The organism is Pseudomonas sp. RW3S2 (genome assembly GCF_014268955.1).
GTDB classification, from domain to species: Bacteria; Pseudomonadota; Gammaproteobacteria; order Pseudomonadales; family Pseudomonadaceae; genus Aquipseudomonas; species Aquipseudomonas wayambapalatensis.
The window spans coordinates 1-22,660 of sequence record NZ_JABWRM010000032.1; the positions used below are offsets into that span (position 1 = coordinate 1).

Annotated in this window: 19 protein-coding genes, 4 tRNA genes, 2 pseudogenes and 1 riboswitch; of the genes and pseudogenes, 13 read left to right on the forward strand and 12 right to left on the reverse strand. The window is 62.8% G+C overall.

The genetic code is table 11. The annotated features are described in order from the left end of the window. Positions 1-123 precede the first annotated feature (123 nt). From HU748_RS25825 to HU748_RS25835, 3 genes are all read right to left on the reverse strand, one after another. Positions 124-711 carry a TMEM165/GDT1 family protein gene (locus HU748_RS25825; protein ID WP_054895644.1) on the reverse strand — a complete coding sequence of 196 codons (588 nt, stop codon included), beginning with the start codon at positions 709-711 and terminating at the stop codon, positions 124-126. An 88-nt stretch (positions 712-799) separates the two neighbouring features. Beyond that, a riboswitch (yybP-ykoY riboswitch) is annotated at positions 800-922 on the reverse strand. A gap of 41 nt (positions 923-963) precedes the next feature. Next, entirely contained in the window at positions 964-1,962 is a 999-nt protein-coding gene (locus HU748_RS25830) for a class I SAM-dependent methyltransferase (RefSeq protein ID WP_186722472.1), read from the reverse strand. A 276-nt stretch (positions 1,963-2,238) separates the two neighbouring features. After that, positions 2,239-3,198: a 2-hydroxyacid dehydrogenase gene (locus tag HU748_RS25835; protein ID WP_186711665.1), complete on the reverse strand. Its 960-nt coding sequence runs from the start codon at positions 3,196-3,198 to the stop codon at positions 2,239-2,241. Between the two features lie 195 nt (positions 3,199-3,393). On the opposite strand from HU748_RS25835, the gene HU748_RS25840 reads away from it, so the two are divergent. From HU748_RS25840 to phnN, 8 genes are all read left to right on the forward strand, one after another. Then, positions 3,394-5,076: a fatty acid--CoA ligase gene (locus tag HU748_RS25840; RefSeq protein ID WP_186722473.1), complete on the forward strand. Its 1,683-nt coding sequence runs from the start codon at positions 3,394-3,396 to the stop codon at positions 5,074-5,076. 324 nt (positions 5,077-5,400) lie between these two features. Then, positions 5,401-7,287 (forward strand): DUF1302 domain-containing protein, encoded by a 1,887-nt coding sequence (locus HU748_RS25845; RefSeq protein ID WP_186667676.1) that lies wholly within the window; start codon positions 5,401-5,403, stop codon positions 7,285-7,287. Between the two features lie 24 nt (positions 7,288-7,311). Next, the gene (locus HU748_RS25850; RefSeq protein WP_186722474.1) at positions 7,312-8,676 is read left to right on the forward strand and encodes a DUF1329 domain-containing protein; all 1,365 of its coding nucleotides are present in this window, start codon (positions 7,312-7,314) and stop codon (positions 8,674-8,676) included. A gap of 208 nt (positions 8,677-8,884) precedes the next feature. Continuing rightward, positions 8,885-11,449: an ATP-dependent chaperone ClpB gene (clpB, locus tag HU748_RS25855; protein ID WP_186667678.1), complete on the forward strand. Its 2,565-nt coding sequence runs from the start codon at positions 8,885-8,887 to the stop codon at positions 11,447-11,449. A gap of 336 nt (positions 11,450-11,785) precedes the next feature. Further along, positions 11,786-11,861, forward strand: a tRNA-Asn gene (locus HU748_RS25860). 4 nt (positions 11,862-11,865) lie between these two features. Continuing rightward, positions 11,866-11,942 (forward strand) — tRNA-Pro (locus tag HU748_RS25865). A 6-nt stretch (positions 11,943-11,948) separates the two neighbouring features. Continuing rightward, positions 11,949-12,024 (forward strand) — tRNA-Lys (locus HU748_RS25870). 346 nt (positions 12,025-12,370) lie between these two features. Beyond that, complete coding sequence (gene phnN / locus HU748_RS25875) at positions 12,371-12,931, forward strand: phosphonate metabolism protein/1,5-bisphosphokinase (PRPP-forming) PhnN (protein WP_186667679.1); 561 nt, start codon at positions 12,371-12,373, stop codon at positions 12,929-12,931. A 104-nt stretch (positions 12,932-13,035) separates the two neighbouring features. On the opposite strand, the gene HU748_RS25880 is transcribed toward phnN, so the two are convergent. The 3 genes from HU748_RS25880 to HU748_RS25890 form a co-directional block, all read right to left on the reverse strand. Beyond that, on the reverse strand, positions 13,036-14,331 hold the full coding sequence (locus HU748_RS25880; protein WP_186667680.1) for an NAD(P)/FAD-dependent oxidoreductase: 1,296 nt from the start codon (positions 14,329-14,331) through the stop codon (positions 13,036-13,038). 84 nt (positions 14,332-14,415) lie between these two features. Next, entirely contained in the window at positions 14,416-14,589 is a 174-nt protein-coding gene (locus tag HU748_RS25885) for a DUF3094 family protein (RefSeq protein WP_054895237.1), read from the reverse strand. Between the two features lie 143 nt (positions 14,590-14,732). Beyond that, positions 14,733-15,362, reverse strand: a complete 630-nt coding sequence (locus HU748_RS25890; protein ID WP_065863331.1) for a DUF1780 domain-containing protein — start codon at positions 15,360-15,362, stop codon at positions 14,733-14,735. A 112-nt stretch (positions 15,363-15,474) separates the two neighbouring features. On the opposite strand from HU748_RS25890, the gene HU748_RS25895 reads away from it, so the two are divergent. Further along, positions 15,475-16,170: an energy-coupling factor ABC transporter permease gene (locus tag HU748_RS25895; protein WP_065863330.1), complete on the forward strand. Its 696-nt coding sequence runs from the start codon at positions 15,475-15,477 to the stop codon at positions 16,168-16,170. Positions 16,171-16,340: 170 nt separating this feature from the next. Here the strand turns inward: HU748_RS25895 and yacG are convergent, their stop codons facing one another. From yacG to HU748_RS25915, 4 genes are read right to left on the reverse strand one after another with little or no spacing between them, the layout of a single operon-like run. Then, positions 16,341-16,541: a DNA gyrase inhibitor YacG gene (yacG, locus tag HU748_RS25900; RefSeq protein ID WP_054895240.1), complete on the reverse strand. Its 201-nt coding sequence runs from the start codon at positions 16,539-16,541 to the stop codon at positions 16,341-16,343. Further along, on the reverse strand, positions 16,538-17,161 hold the full coding sequence (gene coaE, locus HU748_RS25905) for a dephospho-CoA kinase (RefSeq protein WP_186710058.1): 624 nt from the start codon (positions 17,159-17,161) through the stop codon (positions 16,538-16,540). The genes yacG and coaE overlap by 4 nt, the downstream gene beginning before the upstream one ends. Beyond that, positions 17,161-18,027 carry an A24 family peptidase gene (locus tag HU748_RS25910; RefSeq protein ID WP_186722493.1) on the reverse strand — a complete coding sequence of 289 codons (867 nt, stop codon included), beginning with the start codon at positions 18,025-18,027 and terminating at the stop codon, positions 17,161-17,163. Before HU748_RS25910 ends, coaE begins: the two co-directional genes overlap by 1 nt. Position 18,028: 1 nt before the next feature. Further along, complete coding sequence (locus HU748_RS25915; protein ID WP_186722495.1) at positions 18,029-19,237, reverse strand: type II secretion system F family protein; 1,209 nt, start codon at positions 19,235-19,237, stop codon at positions 18,029-18,031. A 214-nt stretch (positions 19,238-19,451) separates the two neighbouring features. Between HU748_RS25915 and HU748_RS25920 the strand changes: the two genes are divergently transcribed. From HU748_RS25920 to HU748_RS25930, 3 genes are all read left to right on the forward strand, one after another. After that, positions 19,452-19,892, forward strand: coding sequence for a pilin (locus HU748_RS25920; protein ID WP_186710051.1), 441 nt, complete (start codon positions 19,452-19,454; stop codon positions 19,890-19,892). A gap of 52 nt (positions 19,893-19,944) precedes the next feature. Continuing rightward, positions 19,945-20,020 (forward strand) — tRNA-Thr (locus tag HU748_RS25925). A gap of 85 nt (positions 20,021-20,105) precedes the next feature. After that, the gene (locus HU748_RS25930) at positions 20,106-21,050 is read left to right on the forward strand and encodes an FRG domain-containing protein (protein WP_238343464.1); all 945 of its coding nucleotides are present in this window, start codon (positions 20,106-20,108) and stop codon (positions 21,048-21,050) included. Here the strand turns inward: HU748_RS25930 and HU748_RS25935 are convergent. Next, positions 21,040-21,258 (reverse strand): annotated as a pseudogene (locus HU748_RS25935) (helix-turn-helix domain-containing protein); the annotation flags it as partial. The gene HU748_RS25930 and the pseudogene HU748_RS25935 sit on opposite strands and share 11 nt — an antisense overlap. A gap of 88 nt (positions 21,259-21,346) precedes the next feature. Here HU748_RS25935 and HU748_RS25940 point away from each other — a divergent pair. Then, on the forward strand, positions 21,347-22,330 hold the full coding sequence (locus HU748_RS25940; RefSeq protein WP_186722499.1) for an IS5 family transposase: 984 nt from the start codon (positions 21,347-21,349) through the stop codon (positions 22,328-22,330). A gap of 112 nt (positions 22,331-22,442) precedes the next feature. On the opposite strand, the pseudogene HU748_RS26545 reads toward HU748_RS25940, so the two are convergent. Beyond that, positions 22,443-22,586: pseudogene (locus HU748_RS26545) on the reverse strand (serine recombinase); the annotation flags it as partial. Positions 22,587-22,660: the final 74 nt, after the last annotated feature.

Genomic DNA, 22,660 nt, shown 5'->3' on the forward strand with positions numbered 1-22,660 from the left:
GTGCCAGGTGCTGCGGTGTCTGGCACCGGCTTTGCCGGTGATCGCGGGACGAGCCCGCTCCCACAGTCAGGCCCGCTCCCACAGTCAGGACCGCTCTCACGGTCCTGTCCTGTCTTCGTTGCTCTAGCCAATCCACCCACTGGTCTTCATCGCCGAATACACCGCGACCGCTGCCAGCACGAAGAACGCTGCCGCCGCCAGTCGACGGATCAACGCCAGCGGCAGTTTGTCTGCTGCGAAGTTGCCCGCCAGTACCACCGGTACGTTGGCGATCAGCATGCCCAGGGTGGTGCCGATGATGACCATGATCAGGTGCGGATACTGCGCGGCCAGCATCACCGTGGCGACCTGGGTCTTGTCGCCGATCTCCGCCAGGAAGAACGCGATCAAGGTGGTCAGGAACGGGCCGAAGCGGCGTGCATTGCTGGTTTCGTCATCGTCCATCTTGTCCGGGACCAGGGTCCACAAGGCGGTGGCGGTGAAGCTTGCCGCCAGGATCCAGTGCAGCACGCTTTCGGTGAAGAACCCGCTGACCCAGGCCCCCACGGCGCCAGCGGCCGCATGGTTGGCGAGGGTGGCGGCGACGATACCGGCGATGATCGGCCACGGCTTGCGAAAGCGCGCCGCGAGAATGAGCGCGAGCAATTGCGTCTTGTCGCCGATTTCAGCGAGCGCAACGATGGCGGTGGGAACGAGCAGGGATTCGAGCATCAGGCTTCCTACGGGGGCGGGTCGACACGGCTATGACACGTACAGCCTTCCCGCCCCGGGTAAGGTGTGCGTGTCATAGGTCTTGTCAAACCCCGGGCTCATCTGTGTGAGCCGTGAGGTCGCACGCGCCATGGCCTGTGGGCCAAGTGTGTTGACGCGTACCGGGCAAGCAGAGGGTGCTTGCGGGAGACTACTCCCCTAGGACGGAGCGGATTCTGCCTAGCCGAATCGGTTTGGGCAAGCGTTAATTTTTTAACCGCGTGTTGCCCGATAGATTCGGAAGCCATCCCCTTCGGCGCGGATTTCGCAGTTGCCCAAGGCCTCCTGGAGCAGCGGCTGATAGCGCAGGAAGCTATTCGCTACCAGGCGTATTTCCCCGCCTTTTTGCAGAATTTGTCTGCTTTTTCGCAGCAGATTTTCTGCTGCCTGATAGTCGGTGTGGACCCCGGTATGGAAGGGGGGATTGCTTAGGATCACGGTCAGATTATCCGGTGCTGCGTCAATGCCATCACCGCTGATCACCTCACCTTGCAGACCGTTGGCAGCCAGGGTCAGTCGACTGGCTGCCACGGCAAAGGCATCGACATCGAGCAGGGTGACACTGCTTTGCGGATAACGTCGCTTGATGGTCGCGCCGAGTACGCCTGCACCACAGCCGAAGTCCAGCACATGGCCGACCGGCAGTTGTTCGAGATGCTGCAGCAGCAGCGCGGTGCCGCGATCCAGGCGACCGTGGCTGAACACGCCCGGCAGGCTGACCACCTGCAGCGGGCCGTCCTCGAGTGGTAGCTCGAAGCGTTCGGCCAGGCTCTCCAGGGGCGTGGCCTCGGGCGCATTGACCACGGTCACCTGCCACAGTTGGCAGTGGCGGGCGCTGTCGAGCTTGCGCGGTTTGCCGAAGGCCTGCAGTTGCTTGGCCGCGCCCTCGATTCCGCCACGTTTCTCGCCGACCAGGTACAGCTCGCGTCCGCCCAGGCGCGAGGCCAGCGCATTGAGCAGGTAGGCAGCGAGGTCACGGGATTTGGGCAGGAACAGGACCGCCGCGTCGAACGGAACTTGCGGGGCCTCGACGCCGTAGTGGCTGCGGCCCGTGAAACGCTGCTCCAGCAGCGCCTGATCGCCGGCGTGCCAGGTCCAGGCCTGCGCGTGCGGCAGTTGCCCGAGCAGGCCATCGGCGGCGGCACCGGCGATCAGCAGCGGGCCCTGGAACAGGTCCGCTTGGCGGAGCAACACTTCACTGCGCGGGTCCATCGGCGGACGCCTCCTGAAAAAAGCGCGAAGTGTATCACCTGGCGTATCGGGGCGCGGCGCCGACGCTGCAGGAGCGACTGTCTTGTTCAAAATCTCAAGGCCTGCCCAATCTCTGTAGGAGCGGGCTTGCCCGCGAACACGGGCGTAGCCCGTGCCAGGCAGCGCGGTGTGTTTTTCGCGGGCAAGTCGGGGCGCCGAACCGCCTCTCCTACAGGTGCCGCACCGGCGCTGAGGACCGTGCACGGCTTGGCAGGAGCGACCGAGCGGGTTTGCGCTTCAGCCCACCACCCGGCGTGGCTGGCCGGCGAAGTACGCCTGGGCGTTTTCGGCCAGTTGCCCGACGATGCGCTGGCGCGACTCCACCGCACCCCAGGCGCTGTGCGGGGTGATGATCAGGCGCGGGATGTCTGCATGCAGCAATGGATTGCCATTGACTGGCGGCTCGACGCTCAGCACATCGGTGGCTGCGCCGCCCAGGTGGCCGCTGCGCAGGGCATCGGCCAGCGCCTGCTCATCGATCAGGCCTCCGCGAGCGGTGTTCACCACCAGCGCACCCGGCTTGAGCAAGGCCAGTTCACGGGCACCGATCATGTGGCGGGTCTGCTCGTTCAACGGGCAGTGCAGGGTCAGGGCATCGACCTGTGGCAAGAGGTCGTCCAGCGCCAGGCGCTCGGCGCGCGCCGGTCGCCCAGGGATCTGCCCGCTCAGCACACGCATGCCGAATGCCTCGGCCAGGCGCGCCACTGCGCCGCCCAGCTCGCCGTGCCCCAGCAGGCCCAGGGTCTTGCCTTCCAGCTCGACGATGGGGAAGTCCAATAAGCAGAACTGGCTGGCCTTGGCCCATGCACCGTCCTTGACTGCCTGCTGGTAGTCGCACAGCCGGGTGGCCAGGGCCAGCAGCAGCGCCAGGGTGTGCTGCGCCACCGAAGGTGTGCCGTAGCCCTGGCAGTTGCACACGGTGATGCCCTGGGCACGGGCTGCGGCAAGGTCGACGTTGTTGGTGCCGGTGGCGGCTACCAGGATCAGTTTCACTTGTGGATTGGCCGCGAGCGCCGCAGCATCGAGCATCACCTTGTTGCTGATCACCACGCTGGCGCCTTGCAGACGTTCGCTGACCTGTTCCGGAGCGCTGGCGGCATGCAGTTGCAGGCTGTCGAACTGCTGTTCGAGCGCAGAAAGGTCGAGATCTCCCAGGTCAAGGGAGTGATGATCGAGAAAAACTGCATGACGCGACATTGGCGGCTCCGTCGGCAAAGGCCAGAGGTGGGGAGCGCATCGGCTCCGGATTCTGCGGCGCTGTAACGCCCTGTTCGCACATTGCCACTCATACTTTGCGACGCCAAATCATTCCTTCGGCTGATTTGACTGCCGCGTCACCGATCTACAGTAAATCCTTGAATATCCGGCACGCTTTTCAGAAAAGGGATACCCATGCTGCAGACCCGCCTCCTCAAGCCCGCCGACGGCGCCTACACCTACCCGCTGCTGATCAAACGCCTGCTGATGTCTGGCAGCCGCTACGAAAAGACCCGCGAAATCGTCTACCGCGACAAGGTGCGGCTCTCCTATCCCGAACTCGGCGAGCGCATCGCCAGGCTGGCCAACGTGCTCACCGAAGCCGGGGTCAAGGCCGGCGACACGGTGGCGGTGATGGATTGGGACAGCCACCGCTATCTGGAGTGCATGTTCGCCATCCCGATGATCGGTGCGGTGGTGCACACCATCAACGTGCGCCTGTCGCCCGAGCAGATCCTCTACACCATGAACCACGCCGAAGACCGCTTCGTGCTGGTCAACAGCGATTTCGTCGGCCTCTACCAGGCCATCGCCGGGCAACTGACCACGGTCGACAAGACCGTGCTGATCACCGATGGCCCGGACCAGACCGCCGAGCTGCCGAACCTGGTCGGCGAGTACGAGCAACTGCTCGCCTCCGCCAGCCCGCACTACGATTTCCCCGATTTCGACGAGAATTCGGTGGCCACCACCTTCTACACCACCGGTACCACCGGCAACCCCAAGGGCGTGTACTTCACTCACCGCCAACTGGTGCTGCACACCCTGGCCGAAACGTCGGTGCTCGGCAGCCTCGACAGCGTGCGCCTGCTCAGCACCAACGACGTCTACATGCCGATCACGCCGATGTTCCACGTGCATGCCTGGGGCATCCCCTACGCAGCGACCATGATGGGCATCAAGCAGGTGTATCCGGGGCGCTACGAGCCGGACATGCTGATCAAGCTGTGGCGCGAAGAGAAGGTCACCTTCTCCCATTGCGTGCCGACCATCCTGCAGATGCTTCTCAACTGCCCGTCCGCCAAGGGCCAGGACTTCGGCGGCTGGAAGGTGATCATCGGCGGCAGCGCACTCAACCGGGCACTGTATGAGGCTGCCCTGGCGCGGGGCATCCAGCTCACTGCGGCCTATGGCATGTCGGAAACCTGCCCGCTGATCTCTTGCGCGCACCTGAACGAAGAACTGCTGGCCGGTGGTGAAGACGAGCGTGTCAGCTACCGCATCAAGGCCGGTGTGCCGGTGCCCCTGGTGGAGGCGGCCATCGTCGACGAGCACGGCAACTTCCTGCCCGCCGACGGCGAGGCCCAGGGCGAGTTGGTGCTGCGCGCACCCTGGCTGACCATGGGCTACTTCAACGAACCGGAAAAGAGCAACGAGCTGTGGGCCGGAGGCTGGCTGCATACCGGCGATGTCGCCACCCTCGACGGCATGGGCTACATCGACATCCGCGACCGCATCAAGGATGTGATCAAGACCGGTGGCGAGTGGATCTCGTCCCTTGATCTTGAAGACCTGATCAGCCGTCACGGGGCGGTGCGCGAGGTGGCGGTGGTCGGCGTGCCCGATCCGCAGTGGGGCGAGCGGCCGTTCGCGCTGCTGGTGGTGCACGAAGGCCAGCAGCTGGACGCCAAGTTGCTCAAGGAGCATCTCAAGCCGTTCGTCGAGTTGGGGCACATCAACAAGTGGGCGATTCCGAGCCAGATCGCCGTTGTTACTGAAATTCCCAAGACCAGCGTGGGCAAGCTCGACAAGAAGCGTATCCGCGTGGACGTCACCCAGTGGCAGGCCAGTAACAGTACCTTCCTCTCTACCCTGTAACACCTGCCCGGGTCACGTCTGTTCTGGCGTGACCCGCGTGTTAGAGGTATCGCGCCTTGTCAAACGGCGAAATTGAGCCATGCTTCTGCACTGCCAGCGATCGAAGTGGCCATTTGCGATGCCTCTACTTGCGAGACGCAAATCACACTTTAGAGGGATCAAGTGCGAGTGGCCGCTGGCTATAGTCGGGTCAGGGGATTTTCAGGAATGGGGGAGGGCGCACGCGCATGCCGTGCTGCCTCTGGCAGGAGCCTGCTCGCAGCGCTCGGGGCCGTTTCTGAAAGGACTCACTGCCATAACAAAAAAGTACATGGAGTAGCGTCGATGACATCTGCAAACCCGTTCTGGCGCCGGGCCAAGCTGCCCTTGGCCGTCAGCCTCGCTTCCACGCTCGCAAGTCCCGCATTCGGTGTGAGTTTCAACATCGGGGAAATCGAAGGTCAGTTCGACTCATCGCTCTCCATCGGGGCCAGCTGGTCGACTGCCAATCCAAACAAGAACCTGATCGGCGTCAACAACGGCGGCAAGGGCCTGTCCCAGACCTCCGACGATGGCCACCTCAACTTCAAGAAAGGCGAGACCTTCTCCAAGATCTTCAAGGGCATCCACGATCTCGAGCTCAAGTACGGCGACACCGGCGTCTTCGTCCGTGGCAAGTACTGGTACGACTTCGAGCTCAAGGACGAGGGCCGCGAGTTCAAGGATATCAGCGACTCCGGGCGCAAGTCGGGGGCCAAGTCCTCGGGTGCACAACTGCTCGACGCGTTCATCTACCACAACTACGCCATCGCCGACATGCCCGGCTCGGTGCGCTTCGGCAAGCAGGTGGTGAGCTGGGGTGAAAGTACCTTCATCGGTGGCGGTATCAACTCGATCAACCCGATCGACGTCGCAGCCTTCCGCCGTCCTGGCGCCGAGATCAAGGAAGGCCTGATCCCGGTCAACATGTTCTACATCTCCCAGAGCCTGACCGACAACCTGTCGGCCGAAGCCTTCTATCAGCTCGAATGGGACCAGACCGTCACCGACAACTGCGGGACCTTCTTCTCCCAGCCGGACATCATCTCCGACGGTTGCACCGACAACCTGCGCGTGCTCAACAGCAGCCGCGCGGTGCCGGGCGCAGCGCGGCAGTTCCTCGCCACCCGCGGCGTGAACATCAACGAAGAAGGCGTGATGGTGCGCCGTGGCCCGGACCGCGACGCGCGTGACAGCGGCCAGTTCGGCGTAGCCCTGCGCTACATGTTCGAGCCGCTGGACACCGAGTTCGGTGCCTACTTCATGAACTACCACAGCCGTGCGCCGATCTTCAGCGCCACCGGCGCCTCGCCTGCGGTCTTCGCCGGCATTCCGTCGCTGCCGGCCAACCTGCGTCCGCTGGCGCCGCTGATCGTCGCGGGCAACTCGCAGTACTTCGTCGAGTACCCTGAAGACATCCGCCTCTACGGCCTGAGCTTCTCCACCACCCTGCCCACCGGCACGGCGTGGAGCGGTGAAATCAGCTACCGTCCCAACGCGCCTGTGCAGTTGAACACCACCGACATCCTGTTCGCCGGTGTGCGTCCGCTGGGCGGCGCCCTGGCCAACGCCTCGCTGCTCAGTGGTACTCCGGGCCAGGACCTGCACGGCTATCGCCGCAAGGAAATCACCCAGTTCCAGACCACCCTGACGCACTTCTTCGACCAGGTGATGGGCGCCAGCCGCATGACCGTGGTGGGCGAGCTGGGCGTCACCCACGTGGGCGGCCTGGAGAGCGCGCACGACACCCGTTATGGCCGCGACCCGGTGTTCGGCCCAGGCCCGCTGCCGGCCACCGGCGGCGCCAACACCTGCCAGGCACTCAACGCCAGCACCATCGCCGGTGCCGGGGCTGGGGCGTCGACCACCAACCTCAACCGCAAGTGCGAGAACGACGGCTACACCACCAGCACTTCCTGGGGCTACCGCGCCCGGGTGATCTGGGACTACAACGACGTCTTCGCCGGGGTCAACCTCAAGCCCAACGTGGCCTGGTCCCACGACGTGTCCGGCTACTCGCCGGGCCCTGGCGGCAACTTCGAGGAAGGCCGCAAGGCGATCAGCCTGGGCCTGGACGCCGAGTACCAGAACACCTACACGGCGAGTCTGTCGTACACCAACTTCTTCGATGGCAAGTACAGCACCGTGGATGACCGCGACTTCGTCGCCCTCAGCTTCGGCGTGAACTTCTAAGAACTCTGATCCAGGACGACAACGATGAAGATGACCACAAGTCTGCTGAAAGCCGGTGTGCTGGGCATGTCCCTGCTGGCGACCAGCGTCATGGCTGCGGTTTCCGCCGATGAGGCGGCCAAGCTCGGTACCACGCTCACGCCGATGGGCGCCGAGAAGGCCGGCAACGCCGATGGCTCGATCGGCCCGTGGGAGCCGCTGTCCAAGACTGCCGGCAGTGTCGATGCCAGGGGCTTCCTGTCCGACCCGTACGGCAGCGAAAAGCCACTGTTCACCATCACCGCCGCGAACGCCGACCAGTACAAGGACAAACTGGCTCCCGGCCAACTGGCGATGCTCAAGCGCTATCCGGACACCTACAAGCTGCCGGTGTACAAGACCCACCGCGGCGCCACAGTGCCGGATGCCGTGTACGCCGACATCAAGACCAACGCCACCCAGACCACCCTGGTCGAAGGCGGCAACGGCCTGAACAACTTCCGCGGCGCGATCCCGTTCCCGATTCCCAAGAGCGGGGTCGAGGTAATCTGGAACCACATCACCCGTTATCGCGGCGGTAGCGTGTCGCGCATGGTGACCCAGGCTACGCCGCAGCAGAACGGCTCCTACAGCCTGGTGTACTTCAGCGACCAGTTCGTGTTCCGCGACAAGATGAAGGACTACGACCCGAACAACCCGGGCAACGTGCTGTTCTACTTCAAGCAGGAAGTGACTGCGCCGGCGCGCCTGGCTGGTACCGTGCTGCTGGTGCACGAGACCCTCGACCAGGTCAAGGAACCGCGCAAGGCGTGGATCTACAATGCCGGCCAGCGTCGTGTGCGCCAGGCGCCGCAGGTCTCCTACGACGGCCCGGGTACCGCCGCCGACGGCCTGCGTACCTCCGACAACCTGGACATGTACAACGGCGCACCCGACCGCTACGACTGGAAGCTCGAAGGCAAGAAGGAGATGTACATCGCCTCCAACGCCTACAAGCTCGACGATCCGAAGCTCAAGTACGCCGACATCATCAAGGCCGGCCACATCAATCAGGACCTCGCCCGCTACGAGCTGCGCCGTGTGTGGCATGTGGTCGCAACCCTGAAGCCAGGCCAGCGCCATATCTATGCCAAGCGTGACTTCTACATCGACGAAGATACCTGGCAGGCCGCGGTGATCGACCAGTACGACGGGCGCAACCAGCTGTGGCGCGTGTCCGAGGCGCATGCCCAGCCGTACTACAACAACCAGGTGCCTTGGTACACGCTCGAAGCGATCTATGACCTGCAGTCGGGCCGTTACCTGGCACTGGGCATGAAGAACGAGGAGAAAAAATCCTACGACTTCAACTTCAGCGCCAACAAGGCTGACTTCCAGCCTGCGGCCCTGCGTCAGAGTGGCGTGCGTTAAGCGTTCAAAAACCAACTCCGTGTAATCTCCCAGAACGCCCCGGCTTGCCGGGGCGTTTCTGTTTCTGTCGGTTCACCAGGCTGACCTCGGTCAACCCCGCTAAGCTTGAATCTTCCAGAATCAGCCTTATCTATTGGTCATCTCAGGCAGGTTCTTCATTACAGGTGCTGTCCATCGCTCCGCCTGCCCTTTAAAGGAAGGTATCCCCATGCGAATAGACCGACTGACAAGCAAGCTGCAACTGGCATTATCCGATTCCCAATCCCTGGCCGTTGGCATGGACCATCCGGCCATTGAACCTGTGCATCTGCTGCAGGCCCTGATCGAGCAGCAGGGTGGCTCGATCAAGCCGCTGCTTATGCAGGTAGGCTTCGACATCACCAGCCTGCGCAAGGCGCTGACCAAAGAGCTCGACCAGCTGCCGAAAATCCAGAACCCCACGGGCGATGTGAACATGTCCCAGGACTTGGCGCGCCTGCTCAACCAGGCTGACCGCCTGGCCCAGCAGAAGGGCGACCAGTTCATTTCCAGCGAACTGGTGCTGCTCGCCGCCATGGATGAGAACAGCAAGGTCGGCAAGCTGCTGCTCGGCCAGGGCGTGAGCAAGAAGGCCCTGGAAAACGCCATCAACAACCTGCGCGGTGGCGAGGCGGTCAATGATGCCAACGCCGAGGAGTCGCGCCAGGCGCTGGACAAGTACACCGTCGACCTGACCAAGCGTGCCGAAGAAGGCAAGCTCGACCCGGTGATCGGCCGTGACGACGAAATTCGCCGTACCGTGCAGGTGCTGCAGCGCCGCACCAAGAACAACCCCGTGCTGATTGGCGAGCCCGGCGTCGGCAAGACTGCCATCGCCGAAGGCCTGGCCCAGCGCATCATCAATGGCGAAGTGCCCGATGGTCTCAAGGGCAAGCGCCTGCTCGCCCTGGACATGGGCGCGCTGATTGCTGGCGCCAAGTATCGCGGTGAGTTCGAAGAGCGCCTCAAAGGTTTGCTCAACGAGCTGTCCAAGCAGGAAGGCCAGATCATCCTGTTCATCGACGAACTGCACACCATGGTCGGCGCCGGCAAGGGCGAGGGCGCGATGGACGCCGGCAACATGCTCAAGCCGGCCCTGGCCCGCGGTGAGTTGCACTGCGTTGGCGCCACCACGCTCAACGAGTACCGCCAGTTCATCGAGAAGGACGCAGCGCTGGAGCGACGCTTCCAGAAAGTGCTGGTCGAGGAGCCGAGCGAGGAAGACACCATTGCCATCCTGCGTGGCCTTAAGGAGCGCTACGAAGTGCACCACAAGGTGGCCATCACCGACGGTGCGATCATCGCTGCGGCCAAGCTCAGCCACCGCTACATCACCGACCGCCAGCTGCCGGACAAGGCCATCGACCTGATCGACGAAGCCGCCAGCCGCATCCGCATGGAGATCGACTCCAAGCCAGAGGTGCTCGACCGTCTTGATCGTCGTCTGATCCAGTTGAAAGTGGAGTCCCAGGCCCTGAAGAAGGAAGAGGACGAAGCGGCCAAGAAGCGCCTGGAAAAACTCACCGAGGAAATCGAGCGCCTTGAGCGCGAATATTCCGACCTCGAAGAAATCTGGGCGTCGGAAAAGGCCGAGGTACAGGGCTCGGCGCAGATCCAGCAAAAGATCGAGCAAGCCCGCCAGGAGCTGGAAGCCGCCCGCCGCAAGGGTGACCTGAGCCGCATGGCCGAGTTGCAGTACGGGGTGATCCCCGACCTGGAGCGCAGCCTGCAGATGGTCGATCAGCACGGCAAGACCGAGAACCAGCTGCTGCGCAACAAGGTCACCGAGGAAGAGATCGCCGAGGTCGTGTCCAAGTGGACCGGCATCCCGGTGTCGAAGATGCTCGAAGGCGAGCGCGAGAAGCTGCTGAAGATGGAAGGCCTGCTGCACGAGCGGGTGATTGGCCAGGACGAGGCGGTCACTGCCGTGGCCAACGCCGTGCGCCGGTCGCGTGCCGGGCTGTCCGACCCGAACCGCCCGAGCGGCTCGTTCCTGTTCCTCGGCCCGACTGGCGTCGGCAAGACCGAGCTGTGCAAGGCGCTCGCCGAATTCCTCTTCGACACCGAGGAGGCCATGGTGCGCATCGACATGTCCGAGTTCATGGAGAAGCACTCTGTCGCTCGCCTGATCGGTGCACCACCAGGCTATGTGGGTTATGAGGAGGGCGGCTACCTGACCGAGGCGGTGCGTCGCAAACCTTACTCGGTGGTGTTGCTCGACGAGGTGGAGAAGGCGCACCCGGATGTGTTCAACGTGCTCCTGCAGGTGCTGGAGGATGGCCGCCTGACCGACAGTCACGGGCGTACCGTTGATTTCCGCAACACGGTCATCGTCATGACCTCCAACCTGGGCTCGGCGCAGATTCAGGAACTGGTCGGCGACCGTGAGGCGCAACGTGCGGCGGTGATGGATGCGGTGGGTGCGCACTTCCGTCCGGAGTTCATCAACCGGATCGACGAAGTGGTGGTGTTCGAGCCGCTGGGCCGCGAGCAGATCGCCGGTATCACCGAGATCCAACTGGGCCGCCTGCGCGGTCGTCTGGCTGAGCGCGAGCTGTCGCTGAGCCTGAGCCCGGAAGCCCTCGACAAGCTGATTGCCGTTGGCTACGACCCGGTGTATGGCGCACGGCCGCTCAAGCGTGCGATCCAGCGCTGGATCGAGAACCCGCTGGCGCAACTGATCCTCGGTGGCCAGTTCGTGCCAGGTGCGGCGATCACGGCGAAGGTGGAAGGCGACGAGATCGTCTTTGCCTGACGGTGTTGCCATCGCGGGCTTGCCCCGCGATGGCACCTGCGCAAACCCCGCAAACCCCTGATTTTTCGGTGCGGGATCTAACTCGCTGAAAATTTTGAAAAAAATGCTTGCACAAAAAAACGAGTGCCCCTAATATTCGCACCGCTGTCAGGCACTACGCAGATCACCGGCGGTAAAGATGATCTGAAAACAACTTACAAATCAGTAAGTTGGGTAAAAAAAAGTGGTTGACAAGCAAAACGAAGAATGTAGAATAGCCGGCCTCAGCAGCGACAACGCTGAAGAGATCGAAGCTAACACAAACTTCGAAGCTGTAAGAGTTGTACGAAGTTCAGTTCCGCGATAGCTCAGTCGGTAGAGCAAATGACTGTTAATCATTGGGTCCCTGGTTCGAGTCCAGGTCGCGGAGCCAATTTCGGGGTGTAGCGCAGTCCGGTAGCGCGCCTGCTTTGGGAGCAGGATGTCAGGAGTTCGAATCCCCTCACCCCGACCATTTTCCGGGTCGTTAGCTCAGTTGGTAGAGCAGTTGGCTTTTAACCAATTGGTCGTAGGTTCGAATCCTACACGACCCACCATGTAAAAAGGGCATCTCGAATGAGATGCCCTTTTTCTTTTGTCTCGAGAAAATCATTTCGTAACTCGCGGCTGTTTTACTGGGGTTGCAACTGTCCTGTTCAAAATCTGAAGGCCAGCCACAGTCTCGGTGGCAGCGGCCGACTTGGCGCGCGAGGGGCTGCTGGATATCTTCCCAGCGATTATCATTCGACCAGCCTGCTGCCGCGTTCATTCTCGGCACCGCCGGGCACAGCGGCATCGGTTTGCCCCGGGCCGTGCAAAGGATCAGTGCTGCGAGAGTCGCATGACCGTGGCGATATCCGCGTCGGTGCGGCAGGTATGGCGAGAAGCGAAGAGGGTGTACTGATGGCAGGCAGGTTGATTTACCTGATCGGGCCGTCCGGATCCGGCAAGGACAGCCTGCTGGACGCCGCCCGCGAACAACTGACAGCGCGTGGCTGTCGCATTGCCCGGCGGGTCATCACCCGGTCTGCCGAAGCGATGGGCGAAGCCGCCCTGGCGGTGAGCGCCGCACAGTTCGAGCAGATGCGCGAGGACGGTGCATTTGCCCTGCACTGGCAGGCCAACGGCCTGCACTACGGCATTCCACGGGTCATCGACCAGTGGCTGGAAGAAGGGCACGACGTGCTGGTGAACGGCTCGCGTGGCTACCTGAATACGGCGCGGCAGCGTTATCCGAATTTGCAGGTGGTACTGCTCAGTGTCGAACAGGACATCCTGCGCCAGCGCCTGCTGGCGCGGGGGCGTGAGTCGCAGGAGGAAGTGCAGGCGCGCTTGGCGCGTAATGCCCGCTTTGCCAGCGAAGCGCGCGAGGCCGACCCCGGCTTGCTGGTGCTCGACAACTCCGGGCCATTGGCCGACACCGTCTCGCATCTGCTCGCGCACCTGGAGCGGCCATGCAGCTGACCCTGCCTGGCCTCTGCCCTGCCGATCACGCCAGAGCTTGCGGCTCCTGCGCGGCGACGTGCTCGCAAAAAGGGCCGCAAAGCGGCCCTCGTGATCTCAGCTGATCAGTGCAACTTCAGGCGCGGCTCGGTGCCGCGGCCGATCTTGCTGCCGATCATCAGCATCGCCGTGCGGAACACCCCATACAGTGCCATCTGGTGCATGCGGTACAGCGATACATAGAACATCCGCGCCAGCCAACCCTCCAGCATCACGCTGCCGGTCAGGTTGCCCATCAGGTTGCCCACCGCCGAGAACCGCGACAGCGACACCAGCGAGCCGTAGTCCTTGTACGCGTAGGTTGGCAGCGGCTTGTTCTCCAGCCGCGCCTTCAGGCTCTTGGCCAGCATCGATGCCTGCTGGTGCGCCGCCTGCGCCCGCGGCGGCACATTGCGGTCGCTGCCCGGCTGCGGGCAGGCAGCGCAGTCGCCGAAGGCGAAGATGTCGTCATCCCGCGTGGTCTGCAGCGTAGGACGCACCACCAGCTGGTTGATCCGGTTGGTCTCCAGGCCGTCGATATCCTTGAGGAAGCCCGGCGCACGAATACCCGCCGCCCACACTTTCAGGCTCGCCTGGATCACTTCGCCGGTCGCGGTCTTCAGGCCTTCCTCGGTCACTTCGCTGACCGCGGCGTTGGTCATCACCGTCACCCCGAGTTTCTCCAGGGTCTTGTGCACCGGCACGCTGATGCGCTCCGGCAAGGCTGGCAGCACGCGCGGGCCGGCCTCGATCAGGGTGATGTGCATGTCCTTGGGCTGGATGCGGTCCAGGCCGTAGGCGGCCAGCTCGTGCGCAGCGTTGTGCAGCTCCGCCGCCAGTTCCACGCCGGTAGCACCGGCGCCGACGATGGCCACGCTGATCTGCTCGCTGGCCTGATCGCCGGCGTGGGCGCGCAGGTAGTGGTTGAGCAGTTGCTGGTGGAAGCGCTCGGCCTGCTTGCGGCTGTCGAGGAACAGGCAGTGCTGCGCCGCGCCCAGGGTGCCGAAGTCGTTGGTGTTGCTGCCCACGGCGATCACCAGGGTGTCGTAGCCCAGAGTGCGCGCGGGCAGCAGCTCGCGGCCTTGTTCGTCGAGGGTCGCAGCCAGCTGGATCTGCTTGCCTTCACGGTCCAGGCCGCTCATGCGCCCCAACTGGAAGTTGAAGTGGTTCCACTTGGCCTGGGCCACGTAGTTCAGCTCGTCTTCCGAGGAGTTCAGCGAGCCGGCAGCCACTTCGTGCAGCAGCGGTTTCCAGATGTGCGTCAGGTTGGCGTCGACCAGAGTGATCTCGGCGCGTTTGCGCTTGCCGAGGCTCTTACCCAGGCGGGTCGCCAGTTCCACGCCGCCGGCGCCGCCGCCGACAATCACGATGCGATGAGTCATGGGGATATCTCACAAGTTTTACGGAATTCCTGGACACAAGGTCCGGCCGCTGCGTGCGAGAGAGGAGGGCGAGCGCAAGGCAGCTCATAGCACCAGTCCACTCAGCAAGCGGCTCAACAGGCCCAGACCAATGGTCACGATCACCACCAGGGCAAGGAGCAGCCAGGGCCTGAAAGGCTTGCGCTCGACTTGATGCTGGGGGGCTCGCAGATACTCATCGACGCGACGCTGATCTTCCGGATTCAGGCGGCTGGTCATGGTGGGCCTCGTGGGTAGACGCTTGGGATGACGAGAACGCTACAACCTTTCCTGCAGCGTTATCGCAAGCACGTGAAACAAATGATAATACCTTTCATCTCCGCCGCCGAGTGTACGCCATCGCAAAGACACCCGGCACGCGATCAAAGACTGATACCGACATCGAACAGAATGCTGCGCCCCAGGTTGCCGCGCAGGAAATCCGGCGCGTCCGGGTGGGCGAACAAGACCCGGGCGAAGGTCGGCCCCACCAGCGACAGCGAGCGCCAGCCCTGGCGCAGGTATTCGGTGGGTGGCGGGAAATGGCTGTTCAGGTCGAGCACTTCGCGCTTGAGGCTGGCGAAGGCGATGATATCCAGCTCGCTCAAGTCCAGCCCGCGCTCGCGGTAGTTGTGCGCCTTCTTGCGCAGGGTCGGGGCCAGGCGCGCGAGCAGCTCCTGCGCGCTGATGCGCCGGGGGCGCGCCTCGCGGCGCACCAGTTGGGCCAGGGAGAAGGCACTGCGCCGGCGCTGCAGTTCCTCGCGCCATTCGTCGTTGAGCCGACGCCCCTCGTCGAGGACGAAGAACACCTCGAACGCCGCATCGCGAAACAGCACGTCTGGCGGCTCTTGCCCGGCCGGGGTGAAGTCTTCGCTGCGGTAGGGAATGTTCAACCCTTGCAGCAGGCGTTGGCAGACCCAACGCTCACGCTCCCATTTGCGGGCATTGGACAGGAACGCGTTGGCTTGTTCGGCCTGGATGGTAAGCAGGCGCAGGTAGTCTGAGTCATCCATGGGAACAAGCTTAGCCTGCAATTGTGAAGGATAAGGGCTTGTTTGTTCGTGGGAATCGTCATCAGGGAATGGGTGTAGACTCGAAAGCATCCGACATGCACGCGAGGTCGCGATGATCAGCGCACAGGTCCTGTCCTCCACCAGCCTCACGCTTGGCTGGCTGGCCTACGTGCCCCTGTTGATATGGGCGGCCAGCCGCACTCGGTGGGTCGAGCTGTTCAGCGACCCCCGCCGCCAGCACCTGCTGTTCGGCACCGTGTTCGGCCTGTTCGCGCTGTGGCTGGTGCGCCGCGATTTCGACACCGGCGTGTCCTACCACTTCATCGGCATGACTGCCGTGACCCTCCTGCTGGACTGGCCGCTGGCCATACTCGGCGGTTTTCTTGCCCAGCTCGGCCTGCTCGCCCTCGGCCGTCAGGACCTGGCCGCGCTGGGCGTCAACGGCCTGTTGATCATCGGCTTGCCGGTGCTGGTCACCGAGGTGTGCGCGATCCTGGTCGAACGCGCCCAGCCGCGCAACCTGTTCGTCTATATCTTCTGTTCAGGATTCTTCGCCGCCGCCCTGGCGACCTTGCTGTGTCTGATGGCCGCGCTGGGCGTGCTATGGCTGGACGGTCTGTTCGCCATGCCAGAGTGGCTCAGCGATTTCGTCGGCTACCTGTGGCTGATGATATTCCCCGAGGCCTTCATCAACGGCACCGTGATCAGCGCCTTGGTGGTGTTCTGCCCCGAGTGGCTGGAAACCTTCAACCGCACCCGCTACCTGCAGGCCCCATGGAAGGATGAAGAGGGGCAGGGGAAGGACTGAGCCACCGCTGGAAATCCCTGTGGGGGCAACTGTCTTGTTCAAAATCTAAAGGCCAGCCCAATCCCTGTGGGAGCGGCGGTTCGCCGCTGCGACTTGTCCCGCGATCACCGGCAAAGCCGGTGCCATCCACCACTGTGTTCTTTCGCGGTTAAACCCATCCCCCCAGCAAATCAATGCCGAGGCTCAAGATCCCCCGAATACAGCTCATCCTCCGACTCCGGCGCCGCTGGAATCTTGTGCTCCTCGGCCGCCCAGGCCCCCAGGTCGATCAGCTTGCAGCGATCGGAGCAGAACGGCCGGTTAGGGCTCTTCTCGCTCCACTCCACAGGTGCGCCACAGGTCGGGCAATCGACGGTCATTGGCTGGCTCAAGGCTGGCCTCCTCGCAAAGTCAGGTAAAAGGCATGCAACTGGTCGATCTGCTGATGCAGCCACGGCAGGTCGCGGTCATTGACCACCACATCGTCGGCATGGCGCAGGCGCTCTTCCCGCGCCAACTGCGCCTTGAGAATCGCCTGCACCTGCTCCTCGCTGATGTTGTCACGCTGCAGCGTGCGCGCGATCTGCACCTCTTGCGGCACATCGATCACCAGGATGCGTTGGGTCTTCTGGTACTGCCCCGACTCGATCAGCAGCGGCGACACATACACCGCATAGGGTGACTCGGCCTTGGCCAGGTAGCTGAAGATCTCCTGCCCGATCAGCGGGTGCAGCAGTTGCTCGAGCCAGCGCCGCTGCGCCGGGTCGGCAAAGATCTGCTGGCGCAGGGCCGAGCGGTCGAGGGTGCCGTCATCCAGCAGCACGCCCGCACCAAAGCGCTCGACGATGCTCGCCAGCGCCGGCCGGCCCGGCTCGACCACCCAGCGCGCCGCCTGGTCGGCATCCACCAGGTGCACGCCAAGTTCGACGAAACGCTCCGCGGCGGCGCTCTTGCCGCTGCCGATGCCGCCGGTCAGTCCGAGAATCCAGGGGGTAAATGCAGCAGTGGTCATCAGTATCCGAGCAGTTGCATGTAGGAAGCGTATATTTCATCACCCCAGAGCCATGCGATCCAGCCCGCAATCGCCAGATAGGGCCCAAAAGGCATCGTCGTCCCCAGCGAACCCTTGCGCAGGCGCAGCAGACACAGCCCGATCACCGCCCCCACCACGGACGACAGCAACAGTGTCAGCGGCAGCACCTGCCAGCCGCCCCAGGCGCCCAGCAGCGCCAGCAGCTTGAAGTCGCCATAGCCCAAGCCCTCCTTGCCGGTGACCAGCCGAAACAGCCAATACACCGACCACAGGCTCAGGTAACCGACCACCGCCCCCCACAGCGCATCGGCCAGCGGCACGAACAGCCCGAAGGCATTGACCACCAGCCCCAGCCACAGCGTCGGCAGCACCAGCACATCCGGCAGCAATTGATGTTCCGCATCGATCAGGCTCAGGGCCAGCAGGCACCACGTCAGCACCAGCGCCAACAGCGCCTGCACGCTCACCCCGAAATGCCACGCCACCACCAGCGACAGCCCCGCGCAGGCCAGCTCCACCAGCGGATAACGCGGGCTGATCCGCCCCTTGCACGCCGAGCACCGCCCGCGCAGGGCAAGGTAACTCACTACCGGAATGTTTTCCCACGCCCGAATCCGATGCCCGCAACTGGGGCAGTGCGAGGCCGGCAGGCACAGGTCGAAACGCTCATGCGCCTGCACCGGCATCCCCAGCACCTCCCGCGCCTCGTTCTGCCATTGGCGTTCGAGCATCACCGGCAAGCGATGCACCAGCACATTCAGAAAACTGCCCACCAGCAGCCCGAGCACGGCTGCACTCGCCAGGAAAAACCCTGGCTGGTCGGCAAGAAAAGTCCACAGATTCATGTCAGATCAGACTACCCAACTGGAAGATCGGCAAGTACATGGCCACTACCAGGCCACCTACCAGAACACCGAGGATCAGCACGATGGCTGGCTCCAGCAGGCTGGTCAACTGCTCCAGCGCCTGCCCGACCTGCTCCTCGTAATGACAGGCCGCCTTGTTCAGCATCGCCTCCAGCGTGCCGCTGGATTCACCGATCGCCGTCAACTGCACCAGCAGTGGCGCGAACAACGGCTCCAGCGCCATCGCCTGATGCAGCCCCAAGCCATTGGCCATGCCTTGGCGCAACTGGCGAATCGCCCGCTCGTGCAAGGCATCGCCGCTCGCCGCCGCAACGGTTTCCAGCGCATCGAGCAGCACCACCCCCGAACCATAGGCCGTCCCCAGGCTGCGTGCGAACCGTGCCAACGCCGCATGGCTCAACAACCGCCCGAACACCGGCACTCGCAGCGCTTGGCGAATCATCCACAACCGCCCCGGCAGATGCTCCCGGTACAGCTTGCGCAACGCCAGCCCCGCCACACCGAATACCCCCAGCACACCGAGCAGATGGCGCCCCAGCGCGTCAGACAATTCGATAACCCACCGGGTAAATGCAGGTAGCTCCTTCCCCACCCCCGCAAACACCCCCTCGAAGCGTGGCACCACCTCCAGCAACAGCAACGCCGACACCCCAAGCCCCGTCAGCAGCAGAATCAGCGGATACAGCATCGCCTTGCGCACCCGGCGCCGCAGCGCCTGACGCCGCTCCAGCAGGTCTGCCAATTGTTCCAACTGCCGATCCAGCGTCCCCGACTGCTCTCCGACCCGTACCAGGTTGCAGTACAACGCATCGAACCAACGCGGGTGCCGCTGTAACGCATCCGCCAACCCCAGCCCCGCAGAAACATCCTGCTGCAAGCGCCCCAGCAACCCCACCATCCCAGCGTCAGCACCACTGCTCCCCATCACCTCGAACGCCTGCAGCAGCGGCACTCCCGCCTTCAACAGCGTCGCCAACTGACGCGAAAACCCCGGCGCATCCACCTTCTCCCGTCGCACCGGCAGTTTCCAACCCCGCCCACCCGCAGGCCACACTCGCGCGCCTTCGATGCCCTGGCGTAACAACCCCGCCTGCACGAATGCCGGGCTACGTCCCAGCATCTGCCCACTGACCCGCGCCCCCTGCGCATCCACGCCCTGCCACGCATACAACCGAGTCGAACCCTTCATTCACCAGCTCCTTGCTACACCCCGACAAGCTCCGTAACAGCTTGCCGCGCCCCACCCAGGGCAGAAACTCCAGACGCCCACTAGAGTAGTCGAGCGGACATGACGTCCAGCCACGCAGGGGTGACAAAAGGTGTCCGTTGGGCTCTACTGCGCCCCAGCCGGCCCCGGCCCGCCCAGCGGCTCGCGGCCCGACCGAATCGACAAGGAACCTGTTATGAAAGGCCAACGCGGTATCACCCTCATCGAACTGATGATCGTCGTCGCGATCATCGGCATCCTCGCGACCATCGCGATCCCCATGTACACCAACCACCAGGCCCGCACCAAAGCAGCGGCCGGCCTCCTGGAAATCTCCGCGCTCAAGACCCCGATGGACCTGCGCCTGAACGAAGGCAAGGACGTCGCCGACGTTACCGCGCTGGGCGGGCAACCCACGACCAACCACTGCGCCATCGTTGCCAGCGGCAATGCCGCTGCAGGCACCGGCAGCATCGTCTGCACCCTCGCGGATGCGCCTGCGAACGTGGTGGGCAAGCGCCTGACACTGACCCGTGCGGCGACCGGGTGGGCGTGCAGCACCGACATCGAAGAGGATCTCGCGCCCAGCGGCTGTGCAGGTTCGGCGGGGCAGGGTGGGGCGCAGGGTAATAAGTGAGGGGAAACAGGGGTTTGCGTATGGATGGCGGCGGTGGTAGCTTTGCGGACACGCCGGTGTAGCTCAGTCGGTAGAGCAGCGCACTCGTAACGCGAAGGTCGCAGGTTCGATTCCTGTCTCCGGCACCAGTAAAATCAAGGGGTTGCACTCTTTTCGAAGCATCATCATTTAGGCTGTGACAGCAAGATGACAGCAAGTGATGGGTGTTTCTCCATGTTTTCATGGCCCACAGGTCTCTGTGAGTCGCTGAGGGAGAATCACCATTTGAGCAGGAAGCACCCTTCGTTCAGAGAGATTCAGCTTGAGACTGCTGATGATCTGTGGCTCGCCTTATCTCCTACCAGCACCTTACTCCCCAATGGCTCTTTCATTTATCGGGGGCAAGCTGATTCAAGCTGGAAGTTGATACCTTCTTTGCTCCGATCTAGAGCTAATCCGCCGGTGGGTTCAAGCGATGCCTTGGAGACTGGGAAGGATCTGCTCTTCCATGAAATTGCGATTCTTCGTCGCTTCGCTAACCATTGCGATACCGTAGGCATCCAGATCCGCGGAGATTCCCAATATCTTAGGAATGTCGTTCTAGATCCCGGAGCAGCTACCGAATACCGGCGTTGCCCGTCGAAGTGGCCTTCAGCGGAGATCTTGGATCTCATGGCCCTCGCTCAGCATCATGGAGTGCCAACGCGTCTTCTCGATTGGACGCAAAAGGCCTTCACCGCCGCCTATTTTGCCGCAAGCGGCGCGCTAGCCTTGTACAAGACTTGGTCCCCTGATGACAGGTTGGCTGTGTGGGCGCTGAATCGTAGCCAGGCTGGCTTGCATCCGAATATTGTAATCCATCGTTCGCCCGGAGCCGTTAGCCCGAACTTGGCTGCGCAGAAGGGACTTTTTACCGTCCATCCGCATACAGCGAACCCAGCGCTAGACGCTGCGAATGGTCTGGAGGGATATTTGGAAGATATAGCCACCATCCCCCTCGTGAAATTGACTATCCCTGTCCTCGAGTCGGGGCGGTTGATGCAACTGTGCGCCAGAGCGGGATTCAGCGCAGCGAATATCTACCCTTCTGCCGATGGGGCCGGGCGCGCTGTGGTAGATGATCTTTTTCGCGATGCTGCATACGAGCGATGGAATGCGGAAACTATCGTCATGCGATAATGTGCTTCGCGTCTCTGATTCGTAGCACCGTAGTAGTGGAGCAGTTCGCGTGCCGAGCTGTGGCCCGAATGCCCAGGCCGGCGGCCAGCAGTTCCTTGACCCGCTTGTGCAGCTCCTCGTCCACCGGCCGGCCCTGATACTTGCCAGCGGCCTTGGCCTTCTGAATTCCCTGGGCCTGCCGCTCCCGCCGCTGCTCGTAGTCCTTCCTAGGGATTCTCCGATCAAGTCAGCACAGGCCATCTGACCTGTGCTGAAATAGCCCTCCGTCCAACTGCCCTCTACAAGCCCGCCATTCCATTAGTCAGATGAGCTTTTCCGATTTCGAGTACGCCGGTAAGCGCAAGCAAACCCGTCGCGAGCGTTTCCTGGCCGAGATGGAGCAGGTGGTTCCGTGGAGTGGGTTAGTGGCGTTGATCGAGCCTCACTATCCAAAGGCTGGCGGTGGCCGCAAGCCGTATCCACTGGAAACCATGCTGCGTGTTCACCTGCTGCAGAACTGGTTCTCGCTGAGCGACCCAGCCATGGAAGAGGCGCTGTACGAGATCACTTCGATGCGCCAGTTTGCGCGACTGACGCGCAGCGCTCCGATCCCCGAAGACACCACCATCATGAATTTCCGGCACCTGCTGGAGAAGCATCAGTTGGCGGCAGGCATTCTGGAAACCATCAACATTTACCTGCGAGACAAGGGCCTGTCGTTGCGCCAGGGCACCATCGTCGACGCGACCATCATCCACGCGCCCAGTTCGACCAAGAACAAGGAAGGCAAACGCGATCCTGAAATGCATCAGACGAAAAAGGGGAATCAGTATTTCTTTGGCATGAAGGCGCATATCGGTGCCGATGCTGCGTCGGGCCTGGTGCATCACGTCCATGGCACAGCGGCGAATGTGGCTGATGTCACAGAGGTCGCTCAGCTGTTGCATGGCGACGAAAATGTCATCTGTGCCGACGCGGGTTATACCGGCGTGGAGAAGCGGCCAGAGCATGAAGGAAGGCCGGTGATCTGGCAGATTGCGGCTCGTCGTAGCACCTACAAGCACTTGAGCAAACCCAGCGTGCTCTACAAAGCCAGACGCAAGATCGAGAAGGTCAAAGCGCAGGCGCGAGCGAAGGTCGAACATCCATTCCGAGTGATCAAACGTCAATTCGGGTATGTGAAAACCCGCTTCCGTGGCCTGGCCAAGAACACGGCGCAACTGACCACGCTGTTTGCCCTGTCGAATCTGTGGATGGTGCGCCGGCAATTATTGCCTGCCGCGGGAGAGGTGCGCCCGTGAGGGCAGATAACCAAGGCGTTGCATTGGTTATCCAATAATCAGCAGCTGAAAATCGGGCTTTTCGGCATCCCTGAGTCGCCCATTTCCGGCTGATGGGCAACTTGTTCGGAGTTTCCCTAGCGATCGCCGCCATCATTTCCACCAGCATCGAGTTGATCGCGGCTAGCATCCTACCGGTGAACTCGTCGTCTTGGGTGTCCCGCATACCCTGATGGCTGGTGGGCAGGTCGAGCGCGACGATGCGGAGGCCCTTTGTAGTGGTCTACTAACCCCGGACACCCATTTAGGCGAGAATGCTCGCCACAGAGAGGTGTCCGATGACCAAGCAAC